The sequence below is a fragment of the Pseudomonadota bacterium genome (assembly GCA_039028935.1).
Taxonomy (GTDB): domain Bacteria; phylum Pseudomonadota; class Gammaproteobacteria; order Steroidobacterales; family SZUA-146; genus SZUA-146.
Genome location: JBCCHD010000052.1, coordinates 1 through 20186, shown reverse-complemented (window position 1 = coordinate 20186; position 20186 = coordinate 1). Strand labels below are relative to the sequence as shown.

The window sequence follows — 20186 nt, the reverse complement described above, 5'->3', positions numbered from 1 at the left end:
ATACGCCACACTGCCATTCGGGAGGTTGGGGTCGTTCGGGAAGGGGTCGGCGTTGTCGCCAATGCCATCACCGTCACTGTCAGCCGTTTCGGTCGGATCGTTCGGAAACACATCCGCATTATCCCCCACACCATCGCCATCGCTGTCGGCCGTTTCGGTTGGATCGTTCGGGAACGCATCACCGTTGTCACCCACACCATCACCGTCGCTGTCGGCAGTCTCGGCGGGATCATTCGGGAACGCATCACCGTTATCCCCCACACCATCGCCATCGGAATCAGTAGTCTCATTCGGATCGTTGGGGAACGCGTCCTCATCGTCATTCACACCGTCTCCATCCGAGTCTTGAGTTGCACCCGGCTCCTCGCTGCCGATCTGCTGCAAATAGGCCACGAGATTATTGAGATCTTGTCCGGTAATCGACACACCCTCGTGTGCGTTGACGGCGGCGGCAAGCGTCAGCGCACTACCGTCGTGCAGATACGGCGCCGTTTTCCAAACATCGCGCAGTGTGGGCACATCGATACCGGTGAGTGTACCGCCCAAGCGCTGACCGCTGTCTGTGCTCAGCGAGCCAATGTCGATCAGCGTCGACGCGTCAACACTGTTGGTAAATCGCGCGCCGCTGTGACACGAGGCACACGCATTAGTTTCGAACACCAGTTTGCCGGCCTCGCCTGCCGCCGTCAGTGAGCCATCCGCCGCGCGGTAAGGGCTGGCATCAACACGATTAAGCGATTCCAAATACGCCGCTAGTGCATCCAGGTCGCTACTGAGCCCTGCTTTGGGGTCACCCAACGGTTCGTTTCGCGTACCGCTAAAGAAGTCGGCGTCGCTCATCAGGCCGGTGCCGGCCGCCAGCGTACGAATCTGACCTTCAAAGTCCTGCATCTCATCAAAGTTAGCGGTCCAGTGCAGGAAGCCGTGATTCATTGACGCCCGTCCATTGAGCTCAATGGTGTTGCGCACACCCTCGCCCAAGCTTGTCATATCCCACACGCGACCGTCCTGACCGCCATCGTTATGGCAGCTGGCACAGCTCATGTAGTCATCGTGGGCGAGCCGGTCATCTTGTGCGTCATAAAACAACTGCTTACCGCGTAACACTATGGCACTCAGAGTTTCGTTGCCCACCACATTCACTTCGCCCAAGGCGTTGATGGCCGGTAACGCCGTTTCAATCATCTCCACAAGATCAAAACGCGACACACTGCGATCCATAAAGTTGTGCACGTAGGCCGTCCGCCCGTCATTGGACAGTGCCACCCCTTGGGGAGCACGCCCTGTCGGCAAGCGGACCAGTTCAAAGCCCTGCACCAAATCGTAGACCGCCAGTTGACGGCTGGTTTCTAGAGCAACATACAGATAACGATTATCGCCACTGATCGCCGCACCCGTCGCCAAACTCGAGTTGTCGAAATCGATGTGCACCGTTCCTTCGGTGCCAGCGGCAAGGTCGAGTTGCGAGGTATTGGTGCGCACGGTTTGATCAAATGTCATACCAAAGTTGCCGCGCAAGAGCCCTGAGTTAATGTTGTCTTTCTTCGACGGCACATAAGCGTTTGCGTTATCGAATGTCACCACAGGTGCGTTGAGGTAATTGGGCATGCCCGGGCCTCGACTCTCGCTAAACGGTGTATCGTTGTGGCTCAGCGTAATGAGGTTGTCCAACGTTAAGTTGGTCGGATCAATTACGAACACTTCAGCGGCACCGTTTGCAACATCGACATTCGCGGTCGCTTCACCTGGAACAGGCGGTGTAATGAAATTAGTCACCAGCAGTTGTGCATCGTCAAAGCGCATCGCCACGTGGCGTGGCGTACCGGAGAGTGACAACGACGCGAGCACGGCATGCGAACTCGTGCTTCGTTTTTCGATACGCGCGAGCGCCTCGAGCACCACAAAGTATTCCGTACCGCTTGCGTTCGTCACAATCCCGTGGGGTTGTGCGCCGTAGGGCAGGCTAATCGTGTTTTGTACCGACAGCGAGCCAGTATTAATGACCGAAACGGTTGCGCTGCGTTTGTTCGTCACCAACACCACATCGCTATTGGGCACCTTGGTCAACGACCATGGTTTCTCACCGACGGAAATTTCGGCGAGGATTGCGCCGCTGGCTGAGGTCACAGACACCGTATCGTTGTCTGGGTTGACGTTCCAAATGCGATCGACCCCGCTGCTGGTTTCAATGATCAGCGTCGTCGAGTTACGTGGCGCGCTCGGCAACGCAACAATGTTTGATCCACCGTTTGGCGTTGAATCGCTATTGTCGCCAAAACCGTCACCATCGGAATCTTGGGTTTCTGTTGGGTCGTTTGGAAACGCATCGCCGTTGTCACCAACGCCGTCACCATCCGAGTCCGCCGATTCATTCGGATCATTCGGGAAGGCATCTTCGCTGTCTGGCACGCCATCACCATCGCTATCGATAGCGGGCGCACTGGTCATGCGTAGCCAACCGACGACCTCAGTGATGTGATTCACCTCGCTGTTGGCCGACTGTTCCTCATCGATATTCACCTCGACCCCGGTTGCCGTCAGAGCACGGTAGCGCACATTCGCGGTATCACCGCCGTCGATGGTCTGCATGGCGGTTAGGAAAATACCCCCCTCAATCGACTCGCCAAAATCCAGCGTGGTCCAGGCGTTGGTGACACTGTTGGTCGTAGCGCCGGTCACAATTCGACCGTTACTCGTCAAGTCACCGCGGCCATAATCAACCGCGAGGTAGTGAACCGTTTCGGTCGCGTGACCGCTCGCCGTCAGCGCTTCTTCCTCTTCGATCTGCAGCTCAAAACCACTGTTCGTAATCGAGCGGTGCCGCGTCGTGATCGCGCTCGCCTCGTTGACCGTTACAATCTGGCTGATCAACAGCGGCGCGCTGGCAAACGCCTGCGCAAAGGTGTAACTGCCAAAATCGGTATTGCCTTGAATCGAGCCCGCTTCCAAGGACAGTCCACCCAGGCTGTGACGACCGGGCAAGACCGCGAACCAGCTAAACTGTTCCTCGCCATGTACGCCATCCAGATAGTCCCACTCATCGATCTGGTACTCGAAACCGGCAGCCGTTACATTCCTCAGCCGTACGGTTGCCGGCGCCGTGTCGTTGTCCGACAGCGAGCCGGTCACAACAATGGGCGCGCTCGTAAACGGCACATCGAACGCCACACCAAACCAGGTGCTGCTGTCGGGTTGCGTCACCGTTTCAGTGCCCAACTGATAATCCGCCACCACCGGCAGATTCGGATCATTGGGGAACGGATCGGCGTTATCACCAATGCCGTCGCCGTCGGTGTCCGTTGTTTCGGTTGGGTCGTTGGGAAAAGCATCGCTATTATCGCCCACGCCGTCGCCATCGGAGTCGGTCGTCTCGGTGGGATCGTTCGGAAACGCATCGTCTGAATCGGGCACACCATCGCCATCGCTGTCGATCACATCCAATCGAATTTGAAGGGTCTCGCCAAGGGAAGGCGTGTCGTCGCTGTTAAGCGCAAACAGCCAGTAGTTGCCGGCGATCACCACATTGGGGTTGGCATTCAGGGTGAGTGTGAACGTGCCGTTGCCATTGTTCACCGACGATACCGGCAAGAAACGTTGGTCTGTGTTCACGTGGTGGGTTGTCGCCGATAGGCGCACAATACTGAAGCGCTGCGTATCGGCACTGGCAGTGACAGTAAACGACGCCCCCGCGTTTGATACGGCTGGGACACCCGACAAAGTGGGTCGCGTCGCGGCTGTTCCATCGCTATTAAACAGGTATGGCGGCGAAAAAATCTGACCATCAAGATGATTGACCGCACAGCCGCCACAGGCGCCACCGCCGGCCGATAACACCCGTCCGTCTTTGAGTAACAGCGCCGTCGAGTGATAGTTGCGAGGGATGGTAATGGCATCCACAACGCGCCAGACATTGGTCGCTGGGTTGTAAATCTCAGCGGGCAGAACAGAGCCGGCGTCGGAGAAGTTCTGACCGCTCGTATTGCCCCCGATCGTCAGCACTTCGCCATTGGGCAGCGTTACCGAATTGCTCAACGCCCGTGCAAAATTCATTGACCCGCCTTGGGTCACCACCGGTGTGGGCCCGTTAAGATCCGCCAGGAACACGTTGGTCGTCAGCGTGCGTTCGCTCTCTCGCAAATCGGCGCCGCCAATCAGCAGTGCTTTACCCACATCATAGGTCACCACGTTGGCCCATTTGCGTGCCCGTGCACCGGTCGGCTGACCGAAGGTTTGGTTGGCATCGCCGGCAACCGGGTCAAAGCTGTGCAACGTGGGTGTGGGGCCGCCATGGAACACGCGACCGTTGGGCTGCACAGCCAGCAGCGGGAACCACTCAAGGCCACCGATCGAGTTGTGTTCATCCAGAAGGGTCTGCATGGTCGCGTTGGGCGTGCGAATCCAAGTATTGCTCGCGACATCAAATTTCTCTGAACGGTTGCCCGCCGACTTACCAAACGTGGAAAACACGCTGTTATCGGGCAGCATTACATTCGTTGCATACCATCGGCGGTCGAACATTTCGGGCAGTGCCGACCAAGTCATACCATTTGGATCAAAGGTACTGGTGCGCGTGTCGTCGGGGTTACCGCCCGAGGCGACGATACGGCCATCCTCCAATGTGGCCACACCCGCGCAGAACATGTCATGGAAGTTGTTGTCGGTGGTCACAAACGATTCGTCGGTGGGGTCGAACACGGCGGAATGCGTAAATTCGCGGTTGGCGGGAAACGCATTGGTCTCGGTCGACGACCAGGTCAACACCCGACCGTCGGGCAGGTTAGCCGCCGAAATCGCAATATGCGGCCACTGAATGACCGGCCCCCACTGACCCAACTGATGCACAGAGGACACGTTGAGTTGACCGTCGGTCGGAATCGGAGCAAACACGCCACCGGCACCGCGGTACCGCACCTCCAACACTTCACCCCCGTTGCGCTCAAAGAATTCAACACGCAACGAGTAGGTGCCAGGATTTAAGAATATCTCGCCATTGACCGTCACCGGTGCGTGCAGACCGTCGTTGTCAACAACCAGCGTGTTATCAATGTACAGACGCGACCCGTCATCGGAGGTCGTTTGAAATTCGTACGTATCGGGAAAACTCACCGAAATCTGACTCGTAAACACCAAGCCAAACGTTTCCGTTTCAGTTGTTGCCGCCAACGACAAGGTGCTGCTGATTCCTGAATCAATCGGCGTTAGCGCATTGAAGTCGGGTAACAAATCCCACACGCCGTCATACACGCTATATGCAAACCCAGCGGTAGACTGGAGCGCGCCATCAGCTGGAATGGGGCCGAGATTTTGGCCCGTGGCCTGATAGGCAACGGTTAACGCTTGGCCGCCAAATTTTTCGAAAAACTCAACGCGTAGATCATAGGTGCCGGGCTCGAGAAAAATACTGCCCGATGCGGTCACCGCACCGTGCAATCCATCGTTATCCACCACCACCGCGCCATCGATATACAGTTTCGAGCCATCGTCGGAAGTGGTTTGAAATTCATACGTGTCGCCCACTGTCACCGTGAGCGTGTTGGTGAACACCAACCCAAATGTCTCGACTTCACTGGTGACTCCCAGCGCAATCGTGTTGCTGGTGCCTGACGCGATGGGTGTGAGGGCATTGAAATTAGGAAGTGCATTCCATTCGCCTTCGTAAACGCTATAGGCAAACTGAGCCTGCGAAACAGGCGAGAGATAGAGTGCGACGAGCACCAAAATGGGAAACAATCGACGTAGCATGACGACCCCTGCTGTGTGGTGTTAACTTGGCCATGCAGAGAAACGCTCAGGGGTAACACGTATCCGAATTTGGTCAGAAACCCAGTGTGTCCGCGCTGTCTGTTGTTATTCGATTAAAACAGCGGCGGCCCTGTTCGCCCGATATTCTGCGTATTCTTATTTAAGAAGCAAGATTTATGCCGTAAGTGATTGTTAGAAGCAGTATTATCCGAAATCAACGACATAGCCTTCACACGCAAGTCTGATCATGGCATTAAGGAAAACCAACCGGCGCTGAGCTCAGTGACTGGAAAATTTGTCGACACCGAAATGTGCGATCGCAAAACAATCACCGAGCACGCGACGGAATGAGAACCCGATGTTTTACGAACCCAAAAACGGCCATAACTTGCCGCACAATCCGTTCAACGCCATTGTCACACCGCGACCCATTGCCTGGGTGTCGACTCGCAGCACCGAGGGTGCCGACAATCTGGCGCCCTACTCGTTTTTCAATGCCGTCGCGTACCATCCACCGCAGGTCATGATCGCCAGCACCACCACCAAAGCGGATCGGGAAAAGGGCAAAGACACCGCCAGCAATATTCTCGAGAGTGGCGTGTTTTGCATCAACATCGTCGAGTACGCCAAGCGGCAGCAAATGAACACAACCTCTGGTCCCTATGCTCGCGACATCGACGAGTTTAACCAAGCCGATATCGATCGACGCGAATGCGAGACGATCGCCTGTTCGCGAGTCGACGGTGCGCCAGCTAGTCTGGAGTGCCGGCTTATTCAAAGTGTCGACCTACCCGGTGAGGCCAATGTTGTGTTGTTTGGCGAAGTGACCGGCGTGCATCTTCGCGACGACTGCATGGTAAACGGACGATTTGATATCACTACCTATCAACCGCTGACTCGACTCGGTTATCAGGATTACGCGCGCATTACCGAAACATTTTCATTGCGGCGACCGGGAGAAAATTAAGAACATAGAGATCTTTTCCATTCTATAATACTGAAACGATCGCCCAAGAAGCGGGCATCCATGTCCGGTTCGCCGAGTAGTGGCCGAATTCCTTCCGAAGCTAAACGTCCATCCCAGAAGTTTCGCAGCGGTTCAAAAGTAGTCGATCGCGATCAGTGAAACACCTGGCTTAGTAGCCCTTAGTTACACGAGCATTCCTTTTGGTTCGTTTCAAAGGTGCGTTCCGCCGCTTGTTCGATACCGATCGATCCCGCGAGCGCTAATCCCATGGCCACCAGACCCGCCTTTCGGCTCCGGTTCTTCAAAGCCTCCTCCAAAATATTGACGCGGTAAAGGCCCCAGGGAAGCGCCTTTTTTAAATAGCGCATATAGTTGCTCGCACCCGCTCTGCCCACGGTGTGCGCAACTGCACCTACACCCGCTCCATACACTCCATTCGCGGCGACTTGATAAGGACCGCTGTTATTCGAGGGACCACCGGCTATACTAGCAGCAGCTGTGCTCACTACGCTGTTGCCAATCCCCGATAGAGCACCGCTTCCCGCCGCGTCCCTGAGCGACACGATACCCCTTGGGTTTCGCAATACGATATTGGGTTTGAGCGAGTAACGCACGGCTTTGAGTGGGGCTAACGGTAAGCCTGCGGTAAGCGCGCCCATCAATGCACCTGAGGCGGCTGCTCCAAGAATATGTAACCCCGTCGCGCAAGGGTTTTTGGCAGCACTAATGGCACTGGTTACACCACCCACCAAGGCACCCAGAACAGCAAGAGGGCTCTCTCCTCTAGGATCAACCATGTTCAGCGGACTCTGCCGGGCATAGTCGTAAGTGTTTATGCCACCAAGTAGGCCAATCGGATCGCTCTCCAGATACCGACCAGTTGAGGGATCGTAAGTGCGTTGGTAGTTGTAGTGGAGACCCGTTTCGATATCAAAATATTGGCCAGGGAAGCGTAGATTAAATACGGTCGCGATAGCATCACCGTCTGGATCGGTGTTGACGTTGCCGCTACTGTTGGGCGCGATCACCCCACCGCCAAATGGGAGCAGTTCAGCGCTCCACACTTCCTCGCCCGCTTCGCTCCAAAGCGCCCGAGGCGTACCAAGATGGTCGTATTGAACAAACAACATTCCGTTCGCGGCGCCGACAGTGCCCGAGCCCGCCGGTCCAGGCGCCGAAAAAAAGTTCGCCCTAAGAAGCCCCAAGTCTTGGACGTTTATAACGCCATCTCCATTCAAATCGAACTGTGCATTACCGGACCCATCGGTGACCGGTTCTAAAAAGTGCTTGCGCAACATGCCAAGATCGACCACATTCACTATTTGATCATTATTAAAATCGGCATCACACCCGTTGCCAAACCCATCCTGATCAGAATCAAGTTGAATGTTGCCGCCCGCGTCTGTTTGATCTGGTCCATTAGCGAAAAGGGTGCAGTTGTCCTCCGTATCTAATAAACCATCTCCATCTGAATCAACACCAACTACCGCAATCGGTACTCCCTCCAACCAAATATACTCGACTAAAAGGGCGCCACCGCTGTCTGCTTCAGCCAGTAACTGTCCATCCGCCCCATAGAGGTATCGTGTTGTAGACCCGTTGATGACGTGCTTCTCAACTCGCTCACCCAATCCATTGTACAAATAGGTTGCGATCGTCTCTTCGGTATCATTGACGTCATCATACTGTGCTGAACGTTGCAGGCGTCCTGCGTCGTTATAGTAGTAGCGACGGACTCCCGCTGACGTCGTATTTCCTGCGGCATCCAGATCAAACGAAACCGAGCGCGCACCGCTAATTTGATCCAGACGATTCGTGTCAGGCTCGATGGTGATGGTTTCGACATTGCCGGCTCGATCAAACTCGGTACGATTACCGTTTTTGTCATAGTTGAAGCTGAATAGGTCTGTATTGGCGCCTGCCGGATCCAAGTATTTACCGGATGCCGTATCCAGACGGAAAAGAAAGTCGTAACCGAAATCCTGGCTCAGCGTGTTTGACTGACCATCCAATATCGCGTCGACCAGACCGGCGCGGTCCCGCTGATAAATGCGGTGATCAATAACATTGTCCGCCGTGTCGTATAACACTTGATTCGTCAGTCGATATTGCAGATCAATTTGCGATTCAAGTCGCATACCGTTTCCATACACGATCTGCTCAAGTGGTCCGAAGGGCTTGTACTGTAAACCGCTCACGACCGTCTGTGCCGCCTCACCCGGCAACGAGGTTGTCACGGCGCTAACCCGGCCCAACGCATCGTTGCGCTCATAGTTGATTGTTCGTCCGGATGGATAAACAACTTTGATGAGCCGGTCGTCATCGTCGTACTCATAAGTGATCGTGAACGTCTGGCTTGTCGGCACGCCGCCCGGATCGGGGATCACTCTTGTGTGCTCGACCATGCGACCAAACGGGTCGTAACGATAGTGGTTCTCACCGCCGCTGTCGGTCATTTTCGTGAGTTCGCCCCGCCCGTACTGCCCGTTGCCCGGATCGTACTCGTCATATTCCATCACTACGTCGAGCGTAGAATCCGGGTAACTGATACGTGTCAATCGACTGAGCGCGTCATATTCGTAGCTCGAAACGGTGCCTCGCGCATCGGTCATGAGAACGACGTTCCCGGCGTTGTCATATTGATAGTCTATGGTCCCACGGTCCGGGCTGACCTCACGTAATAAGTTCCCTAAGTCATCATAAAAGAACTCGGTGCGAGCGCCGTTAGCAGCAACAATCGCCGTAACATTGTTCTGTGAGTCGTACTCATAGGATTCAAGTGCTCGATTAACTGCACTATCAACTGGACTGTCATCAGTCGTTACTCGACGCAGTGGATCAGGTGTGTAGTTGGTCTCAATATTCGTTTCAACCGGGTTGTTAACGCTAACCATACGATTAGGGTCCCAGTGCTTTTTGGGATTCCCCACGGCATCAATTTCAAAATCAATGACGCTTGGTTCCGCAGAGTTTTGCGCAGCAACTACGTAGTCAAGATAGTTCGCGGGATCGTAGTTCATGTCGAGTTGGAAGGTCAGCGTATCTCCATTGTAGTAATAACCTTCAATCTGATTGCCCTTGTCATCGTAGTCGTACACCATGCGACCCCCGGACAGGTCATGCACTTCCTTAAGATATTTGGCGGTATCATAAAAGTACGTCAACACTTCGTTTGTTGGCGTGGTAGCGGTGCGTAACAAGCCATCCGGATAATAACTGAAGGATGTCATGTGTGATTCGTCGGCAAACCGTCGGGTAACCGATCTCAACCATCCTCTCGAGTTGTATACAAACGTCATTTCAAGACCATTCGGATCGACGATCTTTTGCACTCGTCCATGCGCGTCGTATTCAGAAAATTGAGTGGTTAGATCAGTGACGAGGCCTTCTATCGTAATTTGGCTAAGCTGACCGCACGCGCCACCCGTAGTGCAGTTAGGGTGATACGCGAATCGCACGCGGTCGTTCGCGTCCGAATCGGGTCGCGGACCGTCAATCACATTCAATTGGCCTGTCAAATTTTCGTAATCACTCCCATCAGGGGTAGTAACAGGACATAGGCTATTGGCCAGCTGGGTTCCGTCACCACAGTAATGCAGCGTAGCAAGCCTTGAAACAGGCAATGGATCACCGCCCGAATTCTCAAGATCAGGTGCAAACCCTGTAACGCCATACGACAAAAGCCATCCAGAAGGATTGTATTGCATGGTCTCTCGGCGCCATTGCCCAGGTAGGGACAGAACGCTCTCGGTTCGCATTTCCACTGGTAGGGAGTAAATTGGGTGCCAGTCAAACTGCGAATCGCGTTCCGCTGGCGTATTGGACGCTTCGGTCACAGTTTCCACCAATCCACGGTCATTCTTAGTAAAGGCAGTGCGCACATTTACCCTGTCGACCGATTCATTCACATACCCGTCGTCGTTGTAACCCAGTGACGCCGACGACCCGCAGCTTGGACAACCGGCGCCAATTGAACCGATAATTCGCAAAACACCGTCGTCTGAAGGAATGTCGTAGTCAATAGTTGACATCAGTGCATTCGCTGAATCACGTACAAAGACGCTGCTATTGCCATATTCAATACGCACGACATTGTTGAGATCTTCTCCTAAACCGTGTTGAGACCCTGTGCATTTACCGTCCTCCTGATAGGTGTACGTTGCATAGCGAGTACCCGACTCATCAACGATTCCGGTCAGCGCCCCAGGTAGATCATTGAATCCGGTAAATAGTGGCTCGTTGTACAAATACGTCAGTGTGCGCTGATTGGGATATTCATCGGCAGGATAAATCACGCCGGTAAGTAAGCCATTTGTGTAAGCAAACTCAATCTGGTCGCCGTCGGGCAGAGTTGCAAATTCGACCTGATTATCTGAGTTGTAATTGAAGCGAATGCTATGCCCGAATGGTCCTTCTACTGAATCGATTAAAAAGCCGTCGTTTAAGTACACAATTGACGCTTGCGTGCCATCGATCGATCGCATTCCGACGAGCCGGCCACTCTCGTCGTACAATTCGGTCGTGCCTTGTGTTGTCGTTAACTGCCACCCGTCGCTCACCGATTCTAGGCGAAGATCCACATCACCGTCGGAAATCCATTGCGCCCCGACTTGATTGAAACTATAGGCGTTACCGTCGTTGCGCACTGCCCTGACCGATACGATGGGGTCATTGCCACCACTGGTTGGTGGTGAGATAGGTGCATCGATATATTTATCGAAGTTAGAGCGCCAGTTACCAAATTGAAATGTTTGCCGATCTGGATTGGTCGGCAAATAAGGAGGGGTTGTGTCTTCACTGTTGTAGTAACGACTCAACATGAGTCCCAGGCTGCTTTGGGCGTAATCTACCTGCTTTTGATACTTATTCCCTGTTGCTACGTTGATGGGGTTACCAACGCAGGCCTTCGGCCCAGCGTTTTTGTCATCGGCCGGTCCATTACCAAGTCGACATGCGCCAGCCGTAAGAAAATACCCACGAGGGCATGCGTGACTCGAGCGAAAGGTCGCCGGTCTACCGATCTCACCATCCTGGCAAACCTCTGGCTCGTCCTGGCAAACGCCGTTACCTAACCAGGGGAGGCCGTTCACGCTATTGGGAACCGCTGGATCGTCGCAAGCATCACTCTTATACCAGGTTTGATTTGGCAGCACGACGTACTGCCCTTGCGAGACTTCTGCGCAAGGATCCGTAACGGTAAGCGATGTCGAGAACTCGCCACTAGTTGGTGCATTAGGTATCGGTGCTACCTCTAACGTGTCGCCAAACGAAACTGAGTGGGCTAAACCGAAAAATACTGTGAACAGTTTGAGTAAAAACACATGGACACATTTGAAGTTACTCATCCTTACCTCCAAGAGTTGTGGGGCCGAAAAGCGTCGCCCAGTTCTTTGTTTAGAACGTGTTCCAGTAGCGGTATTCATGCCCGCTACTGGAACGATTTAGTGTGATGATCAATCGATGATTTCGAGTTCTACCGCGACTTCAATGGGCAAACTGAATTCGCTGCATAAACCGCCCAGCGTGCAGGCTTTCACTTTGTAGTGATAGTCGCCTTGGGTTACGCCTTGCTCATGCAAACTATTACCACTAAGCGTGTACTCCACGAGCTCCCCGATGTTTGGCGGGGTGAGTCGTGTACGGGTGAGCGTGTAAGAGTAGGCACCATTGACGTTAGACCATTCAACAAAATAATCTCCGTCGGCATCAACGAAGACTGCACCAACTAAGCCATCTGTAATCGCTGTGAGTGTTGGAATCTGCGGCGTAATGTTGCCAACATAAGACGGACCGGGAGGTTCGAAGTACATAGCCCGTAACAGCCCAAGATCTGTGACGTTTACGATGCCGTCACCATTCAGATCGGCGTTCGCATCGGACGTAAAGAACTTTAGTCGCAAAAATCCTAGGTCCACCGCGTTAACGATTAAATCGTTGTTAAAGTCCGGGTCACAAATATTGCCGTATCCGTCCCCGTCAGTGTCTCGTTGATCACTGTTACTGACGAGCAGGCAGTTGTCGCTCAGGTCATAAATACCGTCGCCGTCGAGATCGCCTCCGGTGCCCAACAGCAAGCGCCCACCTTCGATGTCACCATCACTCAGCTCGTCAAGTTGGCCAATAGACACACCCGGTGGTAGCGTTTGCAGCACCTCAATCGTCGGTAGACCGTTTTCTGAAAATGCGAAGGCACCGTAGTGCATGATCGAATCGTAGTCATAGTCGCCGATATCATCTCCATCAACGACGTGTATATCGAAATTATGCTCACGGCCAGGCGTTATGTTTTCGAAGTTGATTTGCACATACTGATCACGGTCCTCCCGGCTCTGCTCATGCCACAATCCAATTGCGTGGCCAATTTCGTGAACGATCGCGCCGAATCCACACAGTGGATCAAGTGTGATGTACTGTACGCCACCGCGTCGACCGACTGAGGACGAGCAAACGCCCGTACTCTGCTGGCGGAATACGATGCGGTCACCGGTGGTTGTTTCATTGAACACCGCGTCAGTGCGATCTATCCAATGGTTGATTGCCATTGTGATGGCAGAAAGTTGCGTTGTGGTAATCGATGGGTCTATCTCATAACTGACAACTCCGTCAGGCCATCGATATTGCTCGCCAGTAATCCCAATGCTTCGACCCTGAAATTCCTCAATATGGTGCCCCTCTTTGGACTCTGTAATTTTGCCAAGGACAATATCGCCTTGATAAATCGCCTGACCATTAATAATTTCGACGGTGACATATTGATCCCCCAGTCTGACTTCAACTGTCTTGTTCGAGAAGTCACGACAGTTTTCATGGCAGTCCCCTGCAATCGTGCTTGGCCCTGAACCAAGTAAGACGCAGAGACACGCGCCAGCAATTAACATTGAGAATTTATTCATTGGAATCTCCGTTACACAGTTATTCTTTAGGCGCTTGCGCGTTGGAGAAAGAACCACTATTCATAGGGCGCTCTTCCCGCTTGCGACTCGTCGTGAGCTGAGCATGGGCAGTGCATTGGCGCAGGGTCAATCAATTGCCGTGACCTAACTGTTATTTCGGTGTTATCGAGTTGTTATCACCAGTTTCTTATTCTTTTTCATGGTGATACGTGATCACCTGAACACACAAAGAAGGCGCGTATGCGGCGTAATAGCACGCTCTGAAGAACCCCAAACACGACGTTAGCGCGAGGTTTAGAGTGTCAATCAGCGAAAATTAAGCTTCGAGCGAAACGCGTTGACTAACCAATTTCATTTGCAATGAGTCTTCGATACCCGACACCAGCTCGTGCCGGGTTGGTGGAACGACGCGCGTAGAGAGCGACTATGCTCCGCCGAATAGTTGGGTCGGAACGGGCGAACGGCGCTCAATAGTAAGAGGCTGGGATGGTCGCACGAGCACGTCGGTTCGACGACGCACGCACACAGAATAATCAGTGGGCTTTTGCGACGTTGGTGAGCAGTCGACTGATATGAAGTGCTGCGCATCGGCTCAAAGCGCCCAACGCATAGCCCCCCTCCAAAGACGACACGATCCGTCCCCCGCAACAACGATCTGCGACAGTCAGAAGTTGATCAGTGACCCAGGTATAGTCTTCGTCCTTAAGATCAAACTGCGCGAGCGGGTCCTCAGAATGGGCATCGAAACCCGCGGAAATGAAAAGTATGTCGGGATGAAACTCAATGAGCGCGGGCAGCCAGTCTCGCTCGATGGCCGCTCGAAACTCGGCGCTACTCGTGCCGGCAGGCAGTGGGGTGTTGACGATATTGTCTACCTTGGTATCCGCGCCGTCGTAGGGATAGAACGGGTGTTGGAACGTCGAGCAAAATAAAATTCGATCGTCGCCAGCGAGAATGTTCTCGGTGCCGTTACCGTGATGCACATCAAAATCCACCACCGCCACGCGCTCGTAGCCGTGGTCTTCGAGCGCCGCATAGGCTCCGACAGCCACACTGTTGATCAGACAAAAACCCATGGCGCGATGCCGTTCCGCGTGGTGCCCCGGCGGGCGCACGGCACAAAATGCATTGTGCACACGACGGGTCGCCACCAGTTCGGTGGCCAACAACACAGCACCTGCCGCATGCCACGCCGCCTCGAGAGAAAATGAATTCATAAAGGTATCGGCATCGATGTGCGCAATGCCTGAGGTTGGCGATGTGCGCTCAAGCTCATCGAGTAGTTGCGCAGTATGCGCACGCAGCACCTGCTCTACGGGTGCGCGCGGCGCGTCATACTGCACAAGTGTCGACATGAGTTCGCGCTGTTCGAGTGCACGGACAATTGCATCGAGACGCGCGGAACATTCGGGGTGGCCAGCATGCCCATCGTGCTGAGAAAATAATGGGTGAGTAATGAACGCGGTGGTCATCGTGTTAAGTATTCATTCGGAGAGTCGAACCGCAACGACCGTGTTGTCGTAGCCTGTCGGAATGACGGCCAGTTGAGACGTCGGCAGATACGCATGGTTGGTGCTGCTGACGCCCTCTCCGCCAATCACCTCATACGCCCCGTTGCGTAGCCTCACTAATGGTCCGCCGACGACGGTGATTTGCAGCGACCCATCCCGTTCAAACTCAATGCCGTCGATATCCCCAAGCCAGTCGGGCCCGATTGTCGTGATCTGGCCGGTATCTAAATGAACGCACCATAGACGTTCTCCCCCGACATACACATGACGGCCTTCCACCGCCAGTCCGTTCGCGGATGTAAACGCTCCGGCTTCACCGATTATCGACTGTTTGCCGGACGGACTGACTTGCACCACCTGATGTCGAGCTGAATCGGACACAAACAGCGTGCCATCGTGGCCAATCGCAATATCGTTGGCCACACGCGTGTCCAATTCGATGAGGCGCACTTGGGCCAAAGCAGGCAGCGCCAGCACCCGCACCCGATTCGCGTCGACAACATAGACTTCGTCTTCGTGCAGGGCCATGCCAAGTGGCGAATCCAATCCGTCGACTTCGCGCCAGTTCCGCACAGTGCCGTCAGCGTGGAGGCGGGATAAGAAACCGCTGCCCGTTTTGCTAAACCCACACACATTGGAGACAAGCAACGTGTTATCTGGCAAGGGCAATACGGTTTCGGGTTCGCAAAACTGTCCGGTCACAACCCATTCAATCGAGGCGCGCTGAATGGGCGGCATTTGAGCGAACACACTCGATGCGGTCCAGGCGCTAACGAACCCAACGAGCGTTAGACTCATCGTGGACCTTACAAGCGACAGGGTTGTCGGCAGCACCATACGATTAGTATAGCGCGATCGGCTACTCGCTTTATCGCGCAAACCCACGTATCCACCGCAAACGCACTCTTAGGCTGATCGAATATGAAATGATTTGGACACCGACGCGCTTTTAGCCAATGCTAAACTGCTTCCCCTCACACTCATTGAGCGAGCCCACTGTTATGGACAGACGACACAGCCTGAAACTTCTCGCCGGCTTACCCTTTGTGAGTTCGCTCGCCAACGCCAAGCAACACTCAACCTGGTCGAGAGGCGCCGACATGCCGTTTGCCGTGCAAGAGATTTACCCGGCCAAGCACAAAGGCGAACTGTTAGTGGCGGGTGGTATCGGTAAGCGTGCGGGCATCCCGTTTTTTCCGGACGATGTGTTGGCGTATTGCCCGTCGACCGATACCTGGCGCACCCACAGCACGCTGCCCGAGGCGCGGCATCATGGCGCCTTGATGTCATTCGATTCGCGTTTGTTCTTGTTCGGAGGATTCAATGGTGGGCTCACGCACATCTGGCGCATGCGTGCATCGGTGCTTGAACATACCGAAGAAGGTTGGCAGCCGGTTATCGACATGCCAGCCATGCAGGCTGAGGGCGTTGCGGCGACCTCACCGGATCAGCGCATCCATGTTGTCACAGGACAAAGCCCGCGCGGTACTAAAAACACCAAGCGCGCGCACCATAAGGAGATTCGTGCCCATTGGAGCTGGCATCCGAGCGAGACAACATGGCGGTCTCACGCGCCGATACCGACCCCTCGTAACAGTGCAACGGGCGGTTGGGTTGGCGATACGCTGATCGTTACCGGCGGTCGAACGGCGGCGGGCAATCTCGACACCACGGAATGTTACAACCTCACCGAGGACACATGGCATAGCGCGCGACCCCTCCCTTTGCCGCAGGCCGGTACCGCAAGCGTTGTGGTGGACGATGGTCTAATTGTGTTCGGCGGCGAAATTTTTACGCCCTCAGCGGGGGTGTTTAAAGAGGTGTGGCACTACTCCCTCAAACGAGACGCCTGGACGGCCCTGCCACCGCTGCCCGAGCCTCGCCATGGTCTCGGTGCCGTACGATTTGGCGCAAACGCCTATGTGGTAGGTGGTGCGCGCAAACCCGGTGGATCGGGTACGTCACGGGCCGTCGAGATCTTCGATTTATCGGCCTATCTATCGTAACGCCACGGGCCTTCGTTGCTTCGCAACGTAAACTCTTGTCGTCGAAACGGCTCGACGTGGCCTGGCGTCGTGCTAGCGATCAGCTCTACCTCATGCGATCCACCCCTCGTGGATTGGCCTGTCCACGAAAACCCAGTGGCAACGCAATCTGATTCTCACTACATCGCACCGCAGCATAGACACTGCCTATGATTTCAATACCAATAATCAATTTGTCAAATTAATACGCTCAACCTAGGATGACGTTAACCCTGGGAAGATCGATTTGCGCCACGCACCCTGACCGCACGACCCGCTTGGCCATAGATTCTATCGACCGCCCCGGTTTGCGCACATCGTTTAACGACAATTTGAGGGCGAAACTATGCGAACAGTGCTTTTGTTCGTCGCAATCGCGACGATACTCACCGCCTTCACCCTGCCAACCGCGGCAGAAGGTGAAGCGCGATCTAACCAATTCTGGTGGCCGGATCAGCTCGACCTAGCGCCACTGCGACAACACAGTGCGACGTCCAATCCACTCGGCACCGAGTTTGACTACGCGAAGGCGTTTCAGTCCGTCGATCTCGATGAACTGAAAAAAGACATCGAGGCGGTCATGACCGACTCGCAGGACTGGTGGCCCGCCGACTATGGTCACTATGGTCCGTTTTTTATTCGCATGGCCTGGCACAGCGCAGGGGTTTACCGCATTGCAGATGGTCGCGGCGGTGCCGCTGGTGGACAGCAGCGCTTCGAGCCACTCAATAGCTGGCCGGATAACGCCAACCTCGACAAGGCGCGTCGGTTGCTTTGGCCCATCAAGAAAAAATACGGCGCGAACGTCTCGTGGGCCGACTTGATGGTGCTCACGGGGAACGTCGCGCTCGAATCCATGGGCTTTGAAACCTACGGCTTTGCCGGCGGCCGCGAAGACGACTGGGAAGCCGACTTGGTCTACTGGGGGCCAGAGAACGAATTCCTCGCGGATAAGCGCTACAAAGGCGATCGCAAACTCCAAAAAGGCCTCGCTGCCGTGCAGATGGGTTTGATATACGTGAATCCCGAGGGCCCTAATGGCAATCCGGATCCGCTATTGGCCGCGCACGACATTCGAGAAACGTTTGGCCGCATGGCGATGAATGACGAAGAAACGGTCGCACTGATCGCTGGCGGGCACACGTTTGGTAAAGGTCATGGCGCCAAAAAACCCGACGGCTGCGTGGGCCCCGAGCCGGCCGGCGCCGCGGTTGAAGAACAAGGCTTTGGCTGGACCAGCAAATGCGGATCGGGCAAGGGCGTTGATACCATCACCAGCGGGTTAGAGGGCGCCTGGTCGGTTAATCCTATCGCCTGGACCACACAATACCTCGATAACCTGTTTGGCTTTGAGTGGGTGCAAACCAAGAGTCCGGCGGGCGCAACGCAGTGGATTCCGGCGGATGGTCAAGCCTCCGATCTCGTGCCCGATGCACATGATCCCAACAAGCGTCACGCGCCGATCATGTTTACGACCGACCTGTCGCTCAAATTTGATCCAAGCTATCGCGAGATTTCGCTGCGATTCAAAAATGATCCCGACGAGTTTGCTTTGGCATTTGCCAAGGCATGGTACAAGCTTACCCATCGGGATATGGGGCCTGTGGCGCGCTATCTCGGCAGCGAGGTACCCGGGGAGGCCTTGATCTGGCAAGACCCCATTCCAGCGGTAGATTACAAACTGGTTTCGACGCGCGACATCAACAAGCTCAAAAACCAGATCCGCAACGCCGAATTAAGCAATAGCGATTTGGTTCGCACCGCCTGGGCATCGGCGAGCAGCTTCCGTGGCACCGATATGCGTGGTGGTGCTAATGGCGGGCGGCTGCGCCTCTCGCCCCAATCAGACTGGGCCGTGAATGAACCTGAAAAACTCGCCGCCACGCTCAAGCAACTTGAGATGATCCGTGGCAATTTCAATGACAAGATCGGCCGCAACAAGCAAATCTCAATGGCTGATGTCATTGTGCTCGGTGGCGCGGTTGGAATTGAGCGGGCAGCAAAGGAAGCCGGTTATAAAGTCTCGGTACCGTTCACGCCGGGTCGCGCCGACGCCTCACAGGCACAAACCGACGTGGCGTCATTCGCGGTACTGGAACCGACGGCCGATGCGTTCCGCAACTACTATGGCAACGGCAACTACCGTTCGCCGGCGGAGATGATGGTGGACAAAGCCAGCCTGCTTACGCTCACGGTGCCGGAAATGACCGTACTGGTGGGGGGTATGCGTGCGCTTGGGGCGAACACTGGCGACGCACAACACGGCGTGTTTACCGACCGACCTGGTGTTCTTAGCAACGACTTCTTTGTCAATCTTCTGGATATGTCGACGCGCTGGACCAAAGCGGGTGAGGGTCTCTATAACGGCCTCGATCGTCAGTCGGGTGAACTGAAGTGGACCGCGACGCCGGTGGACCTCATCTTTGGCTCGCATTCCGAATTGCGCGCCATCGCGGAAGTGTATGCGTCAGATGATGCTGATGGGGTATTATTGGGGTAGTGACATAGGATGGGCTGTTTATGTTGGAGCGGTGTACGTTTGGGTTTACAACCGCGCCCTGTAGGTTCCAAGGGGTGATGTACCGGGTGCTGGGGCAAGAAGAACGGGGGCGACATGTGCCTAGGATGGCTACCTACCTTGGTGACATCACAGTGCCAGGGACCTTAGTTATGGTGGTCTGGGCAGACACGTAAGAATCGATTCGCAGGCTGGTGACCGCGGGTTTCCCCCTCAATGTGTGGAAACTGCAGCTCTTGGTGGCTACGCTCAACATTCTAGGCTATGCACTCCACGATGACTAGTACCAACTAGGTAAGAAGGCGTTGGGAAAGCTCTTTGGCACCAAACTGCCCCGCACCCATCGAGAGGTGCAATCCCCGTTAGGCCAACTGAATTTTTGCAGGGGGTTTGTCCCGAGTTATGCCAAGATTGTGAGGCCACTGATAGCTCTGCTGGGGAAGCACATACCCCGTAAGTTTTGGGAACATTGAAAATCAGTGCCCTTTTCCACTTTTACTCCAAAAACTACCGCTGCTTGGCTGCCGTTTT

8 protein-coding genes are annotated in these 20186 nt (G+C 54.6%); 3 read left to right on the top strand and 5 right to left on the bottom strand.

The features are described from left to right. A partial coding sequence (locus tag AAF465_15955) for a PA14 domain-containing protein (GenBank protein MEM7084224.1) occupies nucleotides 1-5742 on the bottom strand: 5742 nt, incomplete at its 3' end. A gap of 358 nt (nucleotides 5743-6100) precedes the next feature. Between AAF465_15955 and AAF465_15950 the strand changes: the two genes are divergently transcribed. Further along, the gene (locus tag AAF465_15950) at nucleotides 6101-6709 is read left to right on the top strand and encodes a flavin reductase family protein (GenBank protein MEM7084223.1); all 609 of its coding nucleotides are present in this window, start codon (nucleotides 6101-6103) and stop codon (nucleotides 6707-6709) included. A 179-nt stretch (nucleotides 6710-6888) separates the two neighbouring features. Here the strand turns inward: AAF465_15950 and AAF465_15945 are convergent, their stop codons facing one another. From AAF465_15945 to AAF465_15930, 4 genes are all read right to left on the bottom strand, one after another. Continuing rightward, nucleotides 6889-12054: an RHS repeat-associated core domain-containing protein gene (locus AAF465_15945; GenBank protein ID MEM7084222.1), complete on the bottom strand. Its 5166-nt coding sequence runs from the start codon at nucleotides 12052-12054 to the stop codon at nucleotides 6889-6891. Nucleotides 12055-12162: 108 nt separating this feature from the next. Then, nucleotides 12163-13602, bottom strand: coding sequence for a M12 family metallopeptidase (locus AAF465_15940; GenBank protein ID MEM7084221.1), 1440 nt, complete (start codon nucleotides 13600-13602; stop codon nucleotides 12163-12165). A gap of 533 nt (nucleotides 13603-14135) precedes the next feature. Further along, a complete protein-coding gene (locus AAF465_15935) occupies nucleotides 14136-15074 on the bottom strand; it encodes a histone deacetylase family protein (GenBank protein ID MEM7084220.1) in 939 nt (312 codons plus the stop codon). A gap of 12 nt (nucleotides 15075-15086) precedes the next feature. After that, complete coding sequence (locus AAF465_15930) at nucleotides 15087-15911, bottom strand: hypothetical protein (GenBank protein ID MEM7084219.1); 825 nt, start codon at nucleotides 15909-15911, stop codon at nucleotides 15087-15089. A gap of 203 nt (nucleotides 15912-16114) precedes the next feature. Between AAF465_15930 and AAF465_15925 the strand changes: the two genes are divergently transcribed. Further along, complete coding sequence (locus AAF465_15925; protein ID MEM7084218.1) at nucleotides 16115-17119, top strand: kelch repeat-containing protein; 1005 nt, start codon at nucleotides 16115-16117, stop codon at nucleotides 17117-17119. Between the two features lie 364 nt (nucleotides 17120-17483). Next, nucleotides 17484-19637, top strand: coding sequence for a catalase/peroxidase HPI (gene katG / locus AAF465_15920; GenBank protein ID MEM7084217.1), 2154 nt, complete (start codon nucleotides 17484-17486; stop codon nucleotides 19635-19637). Nucleotides 19638-20186 lie beyond the last annotated feature (549 nt).

Bases quoted from the DNA above. Each gene is read 5' to 3' on its own strand.
- AAF465_15950 (MEM7084223.1), top strand. From the start codon at position 6,101: ATGTTTTACGAACCCAAAAACGGCCATAACTTGCCGCACAATCCGTTC.
- AAF465_15945 (MEM7084222.1), bottom strand. From the start codon at position 12,054: ATGAGTAACTTCAAATGTGTCCATGTGTTTTTACTCAAACTGTTCACA.
- AAF465_15940 (MEM7084221.1), bottom strand. From the start codon at position 13,602: ATGAATAAATTCTCAATGTTAATTGCTGGCGCGTGTCTCTGCGTCTTA.
- AAF465_15935 (MEM7084220.1), bottom strand. From the start codon at position 15,074: ATGACCACCGCGTTCATTACTCACCCATTATTTTCTCAGCACGATGGG.
- AAF465_15930 (MEM7084219.1), bottom strand. From the start codon at position 15,911: ATGAGTCTAACGCTCGTTGGGTTCGTTAGCGCCTGGACCGCATCGAGT.
- AAF465_15925 (MEM7084218.1), top strand. From the start codon at position 16,115: ATGGACAGACGACACAGCCTGAAACTTCTCGCCGGCTTACCCTTTGTG.
- katG (MEM7084217.1), top strand. From the start codon at position 17,484: ATGCGAACAGTGCTTTTGTTCGTCGCAATCGCGACGATACTCACCGCC.